Source organism: Amycolatopsis coloradensis (assembly GCF_037997115.1).
GTDB lineage: Bacteria > Actinomycetota > Actinomycetes > Mycobacteriales > Pseudonocardiaceae > Amycolatopsis > Amycolatopsis coloradensis_A.
Genome location: NZ_CP150484.1, coordinates 1394336 through 1407866, shown reverse-complemented (window position 1 = coordinate 1407866; position 13531 = coordinate 1394336). Strand labels below are relative to the sequence as shown.

The 13531-nt window shown below is 68.5% G+C and carries 15 protein-coding genes; 10 read left to right on the top strand and 5 right to left on the bottom strand.

The annotated features are described in order from the left end of the window. Positions 1-8 precede the first annotated feature (8 nt). The 6 genes from LCL61_RS06285 to LCL61_RS06260 all read left to right on the top strand — a co-directional run bounded on the left by LCL61_RS06285 (position 9) and on the right by LCL61_RS06260 (position 5923). Positions 9-1808: a cation acetate symporter gene (locus LCL61_RS06285; RefSeq protein WP_340685971.1), complete on the top strand. Its 1800-nt coding sequence runs from the start codon at positions 9-11 to the stop codon at positions 1806-1808. Positions 1809-1947: 139 nt separating this feature from the next. Further along, positions 1948-2292, top strand: a complete 345-nt coding sequence (locus tag LCL61_RS06280; protein ID WP_340685970.1) for a DUF485 domain-containing protein — start codon at positions 1948-1950, stop codon at positions 2290-2292. Further along, positions 2289-3920 carry a cation acetate symporter gene (locus tag LCL61_RS06275; protein WP_340685969.1) on the top strand — a complete coding sequence of 544 codons (1632 nt, stop codon included), beginning with the start codon at positions 2289-2291 and terminating at the stop codon, positions 3918-3920. The genes LCL61_RS06280 and LCL61_RS06275 overlap by 4 nt, the downstream gene beginning before the upstream one ends. 47 nt (positions 3921-3967) lie before the next feature. Then, positions 3968-4318 (top strand): rhodanese-like domain-containing protein, encoded by a 351-nt coding sequence (locus LCL61_RS06270; protein WP_125679193.1) that lies wholly within the window; start codon positions 3968-3970, stop codon positions 4316-4318. Positions 4319-4353: 35 nt separating this feature from the next. Beyond that, positions 4354-5280 carry a DUF4328 domain-containing protein gene (locus LCL61_RS06265; RefSeq protein WP_340685968.1) on the top strand — a complete coding sequence of 309 codons (927 nt, stop codon included), beginning with the start codon at positions 4354-4356 and terminating at the stop codon, positions 5278-5280. A 334-nt stretch (positions 5281-5614) separates the two neighbouring features. Then, a complete protein-coding gene (locus LCL61_RS06260) occupies positions 5615-5923 on the top strand; it encodes an antibiotic biosynthesis monooxygenase family protein (RefSeq protein ID WP_340685967.1) in 309 nt (102 codons plus the stop codon). 150 nt (positions 5924-6073) lie between these two features. On the opposite strand, the gene LCL61_RS06255 is transcribed toward LCL61_RS06260, so the two are convergent. Further along, positions 6074-7243 (bottom strand): cytochrome P450, encoded by a 1170-nt coding sequence (locus tag LCL61_RS06255; protein WP_340685966.1) that lies wholly within the window; start codon positions 7241-7243, stop codon positions 6074-6076. A 49-nt stretch (positions 7244-7292) separates the two neighbouring features. Beyond that, positions 7293-7505, bottom strand: coding sequence for a hypothetical protein (locus LCL61_RS06250; RefSeq protein WP_340685965.1), 213 nt, complete (start codon positions 7503-7505; stop codon positions 7293-7295). A 290-nt stretch (positions 7506-7795) separates the two neighbouring features. Here LCL61_RS06250 and LCL61_RS06245 point away from each other — a divergent pair, with 290 nt between their 5' ends. The 4 genes from LCL61_RS06245 (at position 7796) to LCL61_RS06230 (ending at position 10639) form a co-directional block, all read left to right on the top strand. Then, positions 7796-8677, top strand: a complete 882-nt coding sequence (locus tag LCL61_RS06245) for a DUF5926 family protein (RefSeq protein ID WP_340685964.1) — start codon at positions 7796-7798, stop codon at positions 8675-8677. A 72-nt stretch (positions 8678-8749) separates the two neighbouring features. Beyond that, positions 8750-9103, top strand: coding sequence for a DUF952 domain-containing protein (locus LCL61_RS06240; RefSeq protein WP_340685963.1), 354 nt, complete (start codon positions 8750-8752; stop codon positions 9101-9103). A 184-nt stretch (positions 9104-9287) separates the two neighbouring features. Then, complete coding sequence (locus tag LCL61_RS06235; RefSeq protein ID WP_340688504.1) at positions 9288-9800, top strand: SigE family RNA polymerase sigma factor; 513 nt, start codon at positions 9288-9290, stop codon at positions 9798-9800. Then, on the top strand, positions 9797-10639 hold the full coding sequence (locus LCL61_RS06230) for a hypothetical protein (RefSeq protein WP_340685962.1): 843 nt from the start codon (positions 9797-9799) through the stop codon (positions 10637-10639). The genes LCL61_RS06235 and LCL61_RS06230 overlap by 4 nt, the downstream gene beginning before the upstream one ends. 75 nt (positions 10640-10714) lie before the next feature. On the opposite strand, the gene LCL61_RS06225 is transcribed toward LCL61_RS06230, so the two are convergent. From LCL61_RS06225 to LCL61_RS06215, 3 genes are all read right to left on the bottom strand, one after another. Further along, positions 10715-11269, bottom strand: a complete 555-nt coding sequence (locus LCL61_RS06225; protein WP_340685961.1) for a ferritin — start codon at positions 11267-11269, stop codon at positions 10715-10717. A 157-nt stretch (positions 11270-11426) separates the two neighbouring features. Further along, positions 11427-12638: an arginine deiminase gene (locus tag LCL61_RS06220; protein WP_340685960.1), complete on the bottom strand. Its 1212-nt coding sequence runs from the start codon at positions 12636-12638 to the stop codon at positions 11427-11429. A 13-nt stretch (positions 12639-12651) separates the two neighbouring features. Then, positions 12652-13449: a CPBP family intramembrane glutamic endopeptidase gene (locus tag LCL61_RS06215; protein WP_340685959.1), complete on the bottom strand. Its 798-nt coding sequence runs from the start codon at positions 13447-13449 to the stop codon at positions 12652-12654. Positions 13450-13531 lie beyond the last annotated feature (82 nt).

The window sequence follows — 13531 nt, the reverse complement described above, 5'->3', positions numbered from 1 at the left end:
TCCACACCGTGCAGCTGAATCCGTGGGCCATGGCCGGCATCGTGCTGGTAGCGGTCCTGACCTTCTACCTCGGACATCGCTCCTCGAGGTCGGCCGTCAGCACGCACGATTTCCTCGTCGCCCGGCGCACCGTGCGGTCCCGGCGCAACGCGGCCGCGATCTCCGGTGAGTACCTGTCCGCCGCGTCGTTCATGGGCGTCGCCGGCATCGTGCTCAAGGACGGCGCCGACGCCCTGTGGTTCCCGATCGGCTTCACCGCGGGCTATCTCGCGCTCATGCTGTTCGTCGCCGCGCCGCTGCGGCGGTCCGGCGCGTACACGCTGCCGGACTTCGTCGAGATGCGGCTGGGTTCGACGATGCTGCGCCGGGTCTCGACGGCGTTCGTGGTGTTCATCGGGATCCTCTACATGGTCCCGCAGCTGCAGGGCGCGGGCCTGACGCTGGCGACCATCCTGCCCGTGCCCGCGTGGGCCGGCGCGATCCTGGTGACCTTTGTCGTCGGCTTCAACGTGATCGCGGGCGGGATGCGCGCCATCACCGTCGTCCAGGCCTTCCAGTACTGGCTGAAACTGTTCGCCCTCGCGGTGCCGACGTTCATCCTGTGCATCGTGTTCCTCGGTTCCGGAGGGCCGGGCAGCGCGCGCCCGCTGGGGCAGCCCGCCCCGCCGACGTTCCCGGAGAACACCACGGTTTCGGTGCAGGCCGACGTCACGCTGAAGGTCACGTCGGTGACCGTGCTCGAGGCGTACGGACAGGTGGAAGGCGCGCGTGCCAACGGTTTCGCGGTGTGGGCGCCGGAGGCCGGGCACAAGGTCGCCAAAGGCACGACGTTGAAGTTCACCGCGGGCACCCCGGTGCCGGTGGTCAGCGACGCGCCCACGTCCAATGGGGACTGGCTCCGGCCCGGTTCCGGCAGCCTCACCGATCTGCTGCAGGTCTATTCGCTGATCCTCGCGACGTTCCTCGGCACCATGGGCCTGCCGCACGTCCTGGTCCGCTTCTACACCAACCCCGACGGGAAGGCCGCGCGCCGCACGACGGTGCACGTCCTGCTGCTGCTCGGGCTGTTCTACCTGTTCCCGACGCTGCTGGGCGCGCTCTCGCGGATGTACGTCCCGGAACTGCTGGTGACCGGCAAGACCGACGCCGCCGTCCTGCTGCTGCCGTCCGCCGTTCTCCCCGGGCTCTGGGGTCAGATCCTCGGCGCGGTGACGGCGGCAGGCGCCTTCGCCGCGTTCCTGTCGAGTTCTTCCGGGCTGCTGGTGAGCGTGTCCGGGGTGGTGTCCACCGACGTCCTGCCCGGCCGCGTTCGCGATTTCCGGGTCGCGACGGCGATCGTCGCGGCCATCCCGTTCGGGCTGGCTCTTCTGCTGCCCGCGGAGGACCTGTCGCTTTCGGTCGGGATGTCGTTCGCGCTGGCCGCGTCGACGTTCAGCCCGCTGCTGCTGCTCGGGGTCTGGTGGCGCAAGCTCAGCTGGCCCGGCGCGCTGGCCGGGATGCTCGTCGGCGGCGGGCTGGTGCTGACCGCGCTGGTGGTCAACATCGTCAGCAAGTACAGCGGTGGCTGGGCGCCGTGGTTCTCGAACCAGCCCGCGCTGATCACCGTGCCGGCGGCGTTCCTGACCACCTACGTGGTGAGCCGCGCGACCGGATACGGGCGGCCGGACGACGTCCACGGCGTCATGCTGCGGCTGCACGCGCCCGATCCGCTCGGGTTCATGCGTGATCGTGCGGTCGCCCGGTTCGGGCAGGCCGAAGAGAAGACAGAGAAGCCACGGACCACCGGCAAAGGCCGCCACCGGAAGTAAGTCACTCTTTCGAGTCGCGAGCGTCTACACAGAGTCGTACCGTTCACTCAAATGGATTGCTCCTTTCGCGCCCTAAGAGGGGCATGATCTTTCGTGGCAACGAAGTCATCGAATGGTCGCGGCAGACGGGAGGTCCGATGTGAGCGATACCGATCAAGGTCTCGGGTCCGATCCGGAATCCGACTGGGAAAAAATGCAGGCGAGCCCCGAATTCGCCGAGTTGCGACGAAGGCTCCGGGTATTCGTTTTCCCGGTCTCGGCCCTGTTCCTCCTCTGGTATCTGCTCTACGTGCTCCTCGCCGACTACGCGACCGAGTTCATGAGCACCAAGCTCTTCGGCAACATCACCGTCGGCCTGGTCTTCGGCCTGCTGCAGTTCGTGTCCACCTTCGTGATCACCGGCCTCTACGTCCGGTACGCGAACCGGAAACTCGATCCGCTCGCCGACAAGATCCGGCACGAGGTCGAAGGGACTGAACGGTGAATATGCTGGCAGCGGGCGTACAGGGGAGCAATCCGGCGCTCAACATCACCATTTTCGCGATCTTCGTCGCGATCACGCTCGTGATCGTTTTCCGGGCGAGCCGGAATACGAAGACCGCGTCCGACTACTACGCTGCGGGCCGCGCGTTCACCGGTCCGCAGAACGGTATCGCGATCTCGGGCGACTATCTGTCCGCGGCGTCGTTCCTGGGTATCGCCGGTGCGATCGCGATCAACGGTTACGACGGTTTCCTCTACTCGATCGGGTTCCTCGTCGCGTGGCTGGTGGCGTTGCTGCTGGTCGCGGAACTGCTGCGCAACACCGGCAAGTTCACCATGGGAGACGTGCTGGCGTTCCGGATGAAGCAGCGCCCGGTCCGCGCGGCGGCCGCGATCTCCACGCTGGCCGTCTCGTTCTTCTACCTGCTCGCGCAGATGGCGGGGGCGGGCGGCCTGGTGAACCTGTTGCTCGGCATCGAAGGGAATCTCGGCCAGGACCTGGTGATCGCCGTCGTCGGCGTGATCATGATCCTGTACGTGCTGATCGGCGGGATGAAGGGCACCACCTGGGTCCAGATCATCAAGGCCGTCCTGCTCATCGCCGGCACGTTCGCGATGACGTTGTGGGTGCTCGGGAAGTACGGCTTCAACCTGTCCAGCCTGTTCCAAGCCGCCGTCGACAAGGGCGGGCAGACCGGGGAAGCGCTGCTCGGGCCGGGCAAGCAGTACGGCAAGACCGGCACGACGAAGCTCGACTTCCTGTCGCTGGGTATCGCGCTGGTGCTCGGTACCGCGGGCCTGCCGCACGTGCTCATGCGCTTCTACACGGTGCCGACCGCGAAGGACGCGCGCCGTTCGGTGGTCTGGGCGATCGCGCTGATCGGCATCTTCTACCTGTTCACGCTCGTGCTCGGCTACGGGGCGGGCGCGCTCGTCGGCCCGGACGTGATCGCGAAGGCGCCGGGGACGACCAACTCGGCGGCCCCGCTGCTGGCGCTCGAACTGGGCGGCCCGATCCTGCTCGGGTTCATCGCGGCGGTGGCGTTCGCGACGATCCTCGCGGTCGTCGCGGGCCTGACGATCACGGCGTCGGCGTCGTTCGCGCACGACGTCTACGCCAACGTGCTCAAGAAGGGCAAGACCGCCCCGGACAGCGAGGTCCGCGTCGCGCGGATCACCGCGCTGGTGATCGGGGCGGTCGCGATCGTCGGCGGGATCCTCGCGAAAAACCAGAACGTGGCGTTCCTCGTGGCGCTCGCGTTCGCGGTGGCGGCGTCGGCGAACCTGCCGACGATCCTGTACTCGCTGTTCTGGAAGCGGTTCAACACCCAGGGCGCGCTGTGGAGCATCTACGGCGGCCTGAGCGTGTGCGTCGTCCTGATCGTCTTCTCGCCGGCGGTCTCGGGTAAGCCCGTCGACCCGAAGACCGGGAAGAGCGCCTCGATGATCCAGGGCGTCGACTTCCACTGGTTCCCGCTGGACAACCCGGGCCTCGTCTCGATCCCGGTCGCCTTCTTCCTCGGCTGGCTCGGCACCGTGCTGTCCAAGGAGCACGACCAGAAGAAGTACGCCGAGATGGAGGTCCGCTCGCTCACCGGCGCCGGTGCGGAAAAGGCCGTCCGGCATTGAGTGCCTCTTCACGCGCGCGCAACGGGACGGGATGCGAGGATGGGACTGTGGTGAGCCCTGCTGACATCCCGACCGTCGCCGTCCGTGACCTGCCGAAGGACGGTGTCGCGCTACTCGACGTCCGCGAGGACGACGAGTGGGCCGCCGGGCATGCCCCGGGTGCCAAGCACATCCCGATGGGTGAGCTGCCCGCGCGCGTCGCCGAACTCGACGACCTGCCCGACGACCAGCCGGTCTACGTGATCTGCCGCAGCGGCGGCCGGTCCGCGCGCGCCGCCGCGTGGCTCAACGCGAGCGGCTGGGACGCGGTGAACGTCGCCGGCGGGATGGGCTCCTGGAAGCAGGAGGGGCGCCCGATGGTCGGCGATCATCCCGGCGTCGAACCCGAAGTGCTGTAACCGTGCAGCCAGGCCACTACCCGCCGAGAGCACCGATGCCGCCGGTGCGCCCCGCGCCGATGCGGCAGCCGACGCGTCATCGCGTCCGCTGGGTCGCGTCGCCGCCGCCCGGCGCCTTGCCGCAGCGGCGCAATCCCGTGGCCGAGCGCTACTCCGGTCCGCCGTCCTATCCGGTCCCGCCGCGTTGGGGCTTCCCGAACCTGGTCTGGCGGCGGCCGACCGCGGTCCCCGGGACGGCCTCCGGCGAGGTCACCGCTGGGGAACGGCTGCGGGTGATCACGCGAAGCCTCCTGCCGGTGCTGTGGACCTTCGCCGCTCTCGCCGTCGTCGCCTCGGCCGCCGAAATCTGGCGCTACGTCCTGCTCGTGCAGAGCCGCGACTCCGCGTTGTCGACGTCCGTCGTCTCGGTGTCCGACAGCTTCGTGATCACCGCAGGCCTGCTCACGACGATCCTTTCGCTGCTGCCGTCGGGGCTCACCGTTTGGTGGCTGCTCGTGGCCAGGCGCGCCGCCGCCGACGCCCGCGACGAGGTGCCGCCGAGGCGGCAGTGGCATGTGCTGGCGTTCGTGCTGGTGCCGGTGGTGAACCTGATCATGGTGCTGCCGATCGTCGCCGAACTCGAACACGCCGTCCTGCGCCGGACACGGGACACCAGGCCGAAGCCGTCGCGGCTCGTGCTGATCTGGTGGGGCGTCTGGATGCTGAACTGGGTGCTGCTCGGGCTCGTCATCGTCTGGCGGTTCCGTGACGGCGTCCAGGCCTTGGCCGACGGGGTCGTCCTGGTCGCGCTGACCGACCTGGCCGCGGCCGGGCTGGCGGTGGTGACGGCGCTGCTCGTGAAGCGCATGTCGGGCCTGCTCGCGCCTGTGGCGGAGAAGCGCCTTCGGCTGCTTCGCGTGCTGAAGGTGGAGGGGGCGCCGGATCCGGACCGGCGGGAGCGCCCGGCCTCTTCAGTGCGCTGACCTGCGGGTCTGCTCGACTGTCCATAAGGGGCAGTTTCCGAGCCGGTAGCGCCTGATCTGGGCAGTTTGTACGGCTTCTCGAGGTGGTCGTGAGTGATAAAGGTCGTTCTAACGCTCTTTATCACTCACGACCCCCGCGCCGAACCGCACATACCAGCGTCAAGGGACATTCGATCGCCGAAAAACGTCCCTTGTGGACAGTCCGAGGGCTCGCCGGTGCCCGAAACCGCGCGCTGACCTGCCGAAAGAGAGCAAGGGACCTTTGCTGCCGTCGCCGCCGGGTGAGCCAGGTCACCGTTGACCTCCAGCTCGCTGGAGGTTCGAGACTGCGCTCATGAGCGACGACGGCGTCACCTTCATCAATGTCTTCGAGATCCCCGCGGACCGTGTGGACGAGTTCGTCGAGACGTGGCGAGAGCGCGCGAAGCTGATGCGGGACGCGCCCGGTTTCCGCGATGCCAAGCTCCATCGGGCTCTGCTGCCGGATTCACGCTTCCAGTTGGTCAACGTCACGCACTACGACAGCAAGGAAGCCTGGGAGGCGGCAGGCAAGAACCAGGTGTTCCAGGCGTCGACCGAACGCGCGGCGGAGGTCGCGACGCCCAACGCCGCGCTCTACGAAGTGGTCGTCGAGTACCCCTAGGCCGTGTCCTGCAAGTCTGCCCGCGGTCTTCGTGCCCAGGCGTCCCCTGACGGCACGGGCGGCTCAGCCGAGTACAAACCCGGTACGAGGCCGAACCGCCAGGAACCACCTGGATCACGAAGCCCATCGGACAGACTTACAGGACACGGCCTAGCGCGTGGTGACCCGGAGCGAGCGCAGCCCCCGGATCACGAATTCGGGCCGCCGCTCCGGGGTTTCGGCGAGTTCCAGTCCCGGCAGCTTCGAGGCGAGGGAGCTCAGCGCGGCCGCGATCTCCACGCGCGCGAGCGGGGCGCCGACGCAGTAGTGGATGCCCATGCCGAAGCCGAGGTGCGCGTTCGGTGTGCGGCCGATGTCGAGGGTGCCGGGCCGGTCGAAGACCTTCGGGTCCCGTGCGGCGGCGCCGAGGAGCGCGCCGATCTTCTCGCCCTCGGCCACCGGGAATCCGGCGATCTCGACGTCGGCGGTCGCGGTCCGCTCGAAGAGCTGGAGCGGCGCGTCGAAGCGGATCAGCTCCTCGACGCACGGGTCCAGCAGATCAGGGGAGTCCAGCAGCCGCTCCCACTGGTCGCGGTGGGTCAGCAGCGCGTTGACGCCGTTCCCGATGACGTTCACCGTCGCCTCGTGCCCGGCCATCAGGAGCAGGACGGCGGTCGCGACCAGTTCGTCCTCGGTGAGCTCACTGCGCAGAAGATCGCTGACGATGTCGTCGCCGGGGGAGTTCGCGCGCTGCTTCGCGACGCCACGCAGGTATTCGACGAACTCCGAGGCCGCGGCCTCGGCGGCGTCGCGCTTCTCCTCGGCGAGCCCGTATTCGTACATCTTCACGATGTGGTTCGAGAGGGTCACCATGCGCGGGCCGTCCTCGACCGGGACGCCGAGCAGCTCCGCGATGACCGCGACCGGCAGCGGCTGCGCGAGATGCGCCAGCAGGTCGGCCGAGCCGGTTTCGGCGATCTCGGCGGCGAGGCGGGCGACCATGCCGTCCGCGAGCTCGGCGACCATCGGCCGCAGCCGCTGGACGTGCCCGCGCCCGAACGCGCCCGCGATCACCCGCCGCAGCCGCGTGTGGGCGGGCGGCTCGTTCTCCAGCAGCGAGTTGCGGTGCAGCAGGTTGAACGACGCGAACCGCTCCACCGGCAGCGCGTCCTGCCAGATCCGGCCGAGCCCGCGATGCCGTAGGACGGCGGCCGACGCCGCGTGCGACACCGCCACGGCGATGCCGAGGCCGTCGTGGCGGTGGACTTCGCCGCGCTCGCGGAGGTCGGCGAAATACGGGTACGGATTCGCGAGGAAGGCCGGGTCGGCGAGGTCGAACACGTGCCGACTGTAACCCGCGCCGGGGTGGCCGCCCCGGCGCGGCAGGGAGCTACAGATGCAGCCAAAGCCCCAGGTGCAGGTGCAGGCCGTGGTGGTGATGCCCGTGGTGATGGCCGCCGCACAGCAGCAGGCAATGACGGGCCTGGTCCGCTCTGCCGGGCTCCGGCGCGGCCGAAGCCGTGCCTGCCGCGGGCCCGGCCAGCATCAGTCCGAGTGCCACGGGAACCGCGGCCAAGGCGGCCCGGCGCTTCGAGGTGCTCATCGGTGATCCCTTCTCCGCACTACGGCGCCGGAATGGCGCCGTGATCGAGTATTCGGTGCGGTACGGGGGAAACGGCAGGCTGATCACCCGCGATTCGATCGTCCGGATGATGACAACCGTTTTCAGTCACGTTTCCGTGGTACCCGGATGGCCGCTGAAACCCGCCGATCCGGTCGATCCGGTGGTCGGCCGGGTGTCGTCCGCGCCGCCTTCGTCACCAACCCCGGGGGCCTTACGAGACGCGTGCCTTCCCGCGATAGCGTTCCGAACCGAGCTTTGAGGAGGCTGACGTGGGCAAGGGTTCGCGCAAGAAGGGTCCCAAGACGACCTCGGATCGCAAGCCGAAGGTGCGCGACGTCTTCGTCGGCCAGCCCTTCGAGGGGCTCGCGGCGGAGACCGAGCTGATCGCGCTGCGCGAGTTCGTCCCGTCGGCGACGGCGGCGCTCACGCTGGGCTCCGGCGAGAAGGTCACGCTCGGCACGGTGCTGCCGATGGCGGCGGCCGCGTTCGTCCGGTCCGACGGCGAGCGCTACGTCGGGATGCAGGTGCAGACCCGGTCCTCGGACATCAGCCGCGACCTCGGCCGCGCGCTCCAGTGGGTGCTGGACGCCAAGGAGGGTGACGTCCTGTCCGTGCCGGACACCACGACGCCGCCCACCGCCGACGAGAAGGCCCGTCTCCAGGACCTGCTCGACGTGAACGCCGAACTCGACGTCACGCTCTACAACGACTTCGCCTGGTGGCTCCCCGAAGACGCCGACGCCGGCGGCGACGTCGCGCTGTCCCTCGAGCGCGCGAACGCGGCGATCATGCCGACCGAACGCCTCGGCGCGGGCGCGTACTGGGTGCTCGCCGGCGAGAAGGCACACCTGCGCTGGGTCCGCCCGGAACCGGAGAACCTGCTGCTGCAAGCGCTTGCGCGGCTGTCGGCGGCCGGCGAGCTGAGCCTCGGCGAAGGCTCCCGCTACGCCGGTTCGTTCCGCGCGCACGGGCTGCTCGTCCCGGTGTGGGATCTCGACCCCGAGGCCCACGCCCGCGAGTGGGCCGACGCGAAGGAGCAGCTCGGCGTCCGCCTCGAGGCCGCGCTGAAGTCGCTCGACACCGAGCCGCTCAACGCCGCCGAACGGCGCTCGCGCGACGGCCTGATCGGCCGCCAGCTCACCATCCGCTGATCCCTTCCCGCGCGTTTCGTCCTCTGAATGCGGGCTCCGCATCCAGAGGACGAAACGCGCGAGGATGGGTGCGTGATCCTCCATATCTGCCCCAAGGCCGACTGGGCCGCGGTGCCCGAAGGCGGCGTCTACACCGCCGCGTCGCTCGGCTCCGACGGCTTCATCCACTGCTCGGACCCGGGAACGGCGCATATCCCGGCCAACGCCGTGTTCCCCGGCCGCACCGATCTGGTGTTGCTGGAAATCGACCCGGCGCTCGTCGGCGCGCCCGTCGTCTGGGAGGACGGCGACCCGCCGCATCCGGCAGGCCTCCAGTTCCCCCACGTGTACGGACCGATACCGCGTAACGCCGTGGTGGCCGTCCACGAATTCCCTGTTCAGGGGGACGGTACGTTCAGAATTCCCGGCTCCGTGTCGAGGCGTTGAGCAGGCGTCCCTCGAACTGGTTCGCGGCAAGAGACAACCTGTGGGGGCGGTCATGCGTTTCGGGAGAGGTGAGCCAGGCGAACCTGGCCGGGTGACCCCGGGAGGAGGCGATACGGTGACCGCTGCCGCGACGGTCATACCGGGGACGGACGTCTGGGGGGCCGGCGAGAGCCGGAGGAGTGACGTGCCGGGTGAACTCATCGACTTCGGCGACTTCGTGAGGACCAGCCTCCCGGGTCTGCTGAGGTACGGCCACGCCCTCGCCGGAAATCCGCACGACGCCGCCGACCTGGTCCAGACCGTGCTGGAGAAGATCGGTTCCCGCTGGTCGTACGTCCAGCACAAGACCGGCGACCCGATGGCCTACGTCCGCCGTTCGATGGCCAACGCGCATATCAGCCGCTGGCGCCGGACCAAACGCGAGAACCTGGTCGCCGACCTGCCGGACACCCAGCCGTACAGCCCCGCCGACCCGTTCGAGCACGAGCCGTTGTGGCAGGCGTTACGCGCGCTGCCGCCCAGGCAACGCGCGGTGATGGTCCTGCGTTATTACGAAGGCCTGTCCGAAGCCGAGATCGCGGATTCGCTCGGGGTCAGCCAGGGCACCGTCAAAAGCCAGGCGAGCAAGGCGATCGCGTCGCTGCGCACGAAGCTCGCCCTGATCGAGCCCAAGGACGAAGGGAGGGAAGCGGGATGAACATGTCCGAAGAGGACGTGCAGCGGAAGCTGCGTGACCTGTTCTCTGATGAGCGGCTGGGCGTGGGACCCACGCTGAATCCCGAGACGATCGTCGCGGGCGCCCGCCGTCGCCGTCGCCGCCGTCAGCTGATGCAGACGACGAGTGGGATGGCCGCCGCGGTGGTCCTGCTGGCCGGTGGGGTCACGGTGTTCACGATCCACGACAAGGACAACGGCGCGGCCTTCCCCGGAGGCGATCAGCTCACCATGGGGGCGGCCCCGTCGAGCCTGGCGCGGCCTGGGCCGGGGAGTTCGGCACCGCCGGTCTCCTCCCCGGCGGCGTCGTCGAACCCGACGTCCGCGTCACCGCCGTCGACGGCCCCCGACGGGCCGGTCAAGCCGCCGAAGAGCACCGCCGCCACGAACCCGCCGACACCGCGCAAGGTGACCACCGGCGCGCTGCTGACCCCGGCCGGCTTCGGCAAGCTCCGGCTCGGGATGAGCGAGGAGGAGGCGGAAGCCGCCGTCGGTCCGCTGCGCGCGAAGGATTGGCGGCAAGACTGCGTCTACGGTTACGTGGAAGGAACCGCCGTTCCGGGGCCGACCTCGGTGTCGCTGACCGAGGCGGACGGGATCACCGTCATCAACCCGGCCGGGGCGGTGCACACCCCCGAGGGGATCGGGGTCGGTTCGACCGAGGCGGACATTCTCGCCGCCTACCCCGGCGGCACCAAGAACGGCAGCGCCTACTTCGCGCCGATCAGTTCGGTGAGCGCGTACCGGATCGCGCTGGCCAACGACGGGTCGGCCCTCGGCATCCTGCTGACCCGTATCGAGCAGGGCTGTCAGTTCAGCTGACGGGACGAAGAAAACCCGGGCTTCTCCAAGGGGGAGAGCCCGGGTTTTCCCGTGGTGGGAGCGTTGGCCGGTGCGTCAGAGCGCGCCGCCGGCGACCGGGGGCATCCCCGGGTCGGCGCCGCCGTCCCCGACGGATTCGCGGTGCAGGTGGTTCTCCACTTCGAACAGGTTGCCGTTCGCGCGCTTGACGATGTTGAGCAGCGTGGACATCTGGGAGATCTCCTCGACCTGCTCCTTGAGGAACCACTGCGTGAACTGCTCGCCGATGTAGTCCTCTTCGGCGCGGGCGGCCTTGGCCATCTGCTGGATGTCGGTCGCGACGTCCTTCTCCTGCTGCAGCGCGAGCTCGATCAGTTCACGGACGTCGGAGAAGTCGTTGCGCACGTCGCCGGTGCCGGGGATCTCCACGTGGTGGTCGGTGTCCAGCATGCACTGGACCAGCGCCATCGCGTGGTTCCGCTCCTCGACGGACTGCTTGTAGAAGTGCTTCGCGAGCTGAGGCAGGTCCTCGGCGTCGAACCAGACCGCCAGCGCGATGTACTGCTGGGAGGCGTTGAACTCGTTGTGGATCTGCGCCTGCAGCAGTTCGTAGAACTTCGAGCGCGGTTGCTTCTTCTTGGTGAGGGCCATGTGTTCGACGATACGTCATCCGCATATTCGATTTCCACTTTTCTCTGGTGATGTACCCCCTATTAGGTTAGTATTCCCAATACTAGGTTCCCCTCAATTAAGTAAGCCTTCCCTAATCAATTGAAATCGATTAGGGAAGGCTTACTTAATTTCTCTGTCAGATGCTTTCGCGCCGGATGGGGCACGACATGCAACGCGGCCCGCCGCGGCCGGAGCCCAGCTCGGAGCCGGTGATGGCCAGTACCTCGATACCGGCTTCCGCCAAGCGCGCGTTGGTTTCCACATTACGTTCGTACCCGACGACCACGCCGGGCGCGAGGGCGAGGGTGTTGTTTCCGTCGTCCCATTGCTCGCGTTCGGCGGTGACCGGATCGAGGCCGGTGTCGATGACCCGGAGCCGGTCGATTCCCATTGCTTCGGCGGCCGCGATGAGGAATGGGGCCGGGCCTTCCACCTTCACGGAACCGTCGCCGGTGGGCCGCATCGTGAACGCGGTCAGTGAATCGCGGGAAAGCGGGTACATGACGACGGCGTCGGCGTCGACCATCGTGCAGACGGTGTCCAGATGCATGGTCGCGCGGGTCTGCTGGATGGGGACGGCGAGCACGGTGTGCGCGATCCCGTCGGCGAACACCGACCGCGCCAGCGATTCCGCGCCCGCCGCCGTCGTCCGCTCGCCGACGCCGATGGCCAGCACACCCGGCGAGAGCAGCATGACGTCGCCGCCCTCGATCGGTGCCGAATGCGCGCCGTACGCGCGGGACGCGTGGCGGAACCACGGGTGGTAGGCGTAGATGAGGTCCAGCACCGCGGTCTCGCGGACCCTGGCGGGCATGGTCAGCGAGGAGACCGCGACCCGGTCGCCGATCCACGCCGACGAGTCACGGGTGAACAGCAGGTTCGGCAGCGGATCGACGGCGAAGTCGTTCGGGTGGTTCATCAGCCGGACCAGCGAGGCGCCCTCGGCGGCGGGCAGTTCCTCGAAGGTCATACCCGCCATCAGGACCTCGGCCAGTGCCGCCGGGGTGACGCTCGACAGATGGGAGCGGAGCGAATCGGCGAGGTCGGGCCCCAGCCGCCGCTCGTCGACGGCCGCGTGCACGCCCGCCGCGTGGGCGCGGGTGTCCGCGAGCGCCGTGCGCAGCGCGTCGGCCAGCAGCAGCACCTCGACGCCGCGGCCGCGCAGCACCTCGGCGAACGCGTCGTGCTCCTCCTGCGCGCGGTCCACCCAGGGGATGGAATCGAACAGGAGCTGGTCGTTGTTGCGAGGCGTGAGCCTTTTGAGCTCGTTGCCGGGCCTGTGCAGCAGCACCGCACGCAGGGGGCCGACTTCGCTGTCAACTCGGGGTGGAGTCGTCTCGTCAATCACGGTTTCACACTAGCTAGGGAAGCCAGGAAACTCGCCCTTTGAGCAGCGCGTATCCGACGAAGGAAACGAAATCCAGCGCGGTGTGCGCGGCGATCAGCGGCCACAGCCGGTTCGTCTTCTGCCACAGCCTGCCGAACACCAGGCCCATCACGACGTTGCCGACGAAACCGCCGAAACCCTGATACAGGTGATACGACCCGCGAAGCACCGAAGACGCGACCAGCGAGGTGTTCTCGCGCCAGCCGAGCTGCCGCAGCCTGGTCAGCAGGTACGCGACGACGAGCACTTCTTCGGCGAACGCGTTGCCGAAGGCCGACAACGTCAGCGTGATCGGACGCCACCACGTCTCGCTCAAAGTGGACGGTTGCACCGACAGGCTGAACCCGAGGCCGTAGGACAGGAAGTACAGCCCCAGCCCCGGAATCCCGATCACCGCGGCGAGCAGCAGCCCGTGGACGACATCGCGGCCCGGCCGCTGTTTGTCGAGGCCGATCTCCGCGAACTTCATCCCGCCGCGCCACAACAGGTACAGCCCGAGCGCGCCCCAGCCGACCAGCTGGCCGGCGCTCAACAGCTGCTTGAGCAGGTCGACCAGGCTCAGTGTCGCTTGGGGGACGTTCAGCTGGGCCTGTTGCTGCGCCAGCGGCACCGGCTGCAGCAGCGAGTCCACAAGGGACAGCAGACTGCGCAGCCCGGACAGGCCGAGGGTGATGCCGAAGACGACGGCCAGTTCGATGACGATCGCGCGGCGGCGCGCCGGATCTTCCACGAATTCCGGCAGCGCCGGGCGTTCGGGACGCAGCCAGCTCATCGGCCGCACGCTACCTTGTGGCTGAAGGACGCTTTCACCTCATGTCACGCGGTGAAGGGAGCTTTCACCACGTCGCATGCGG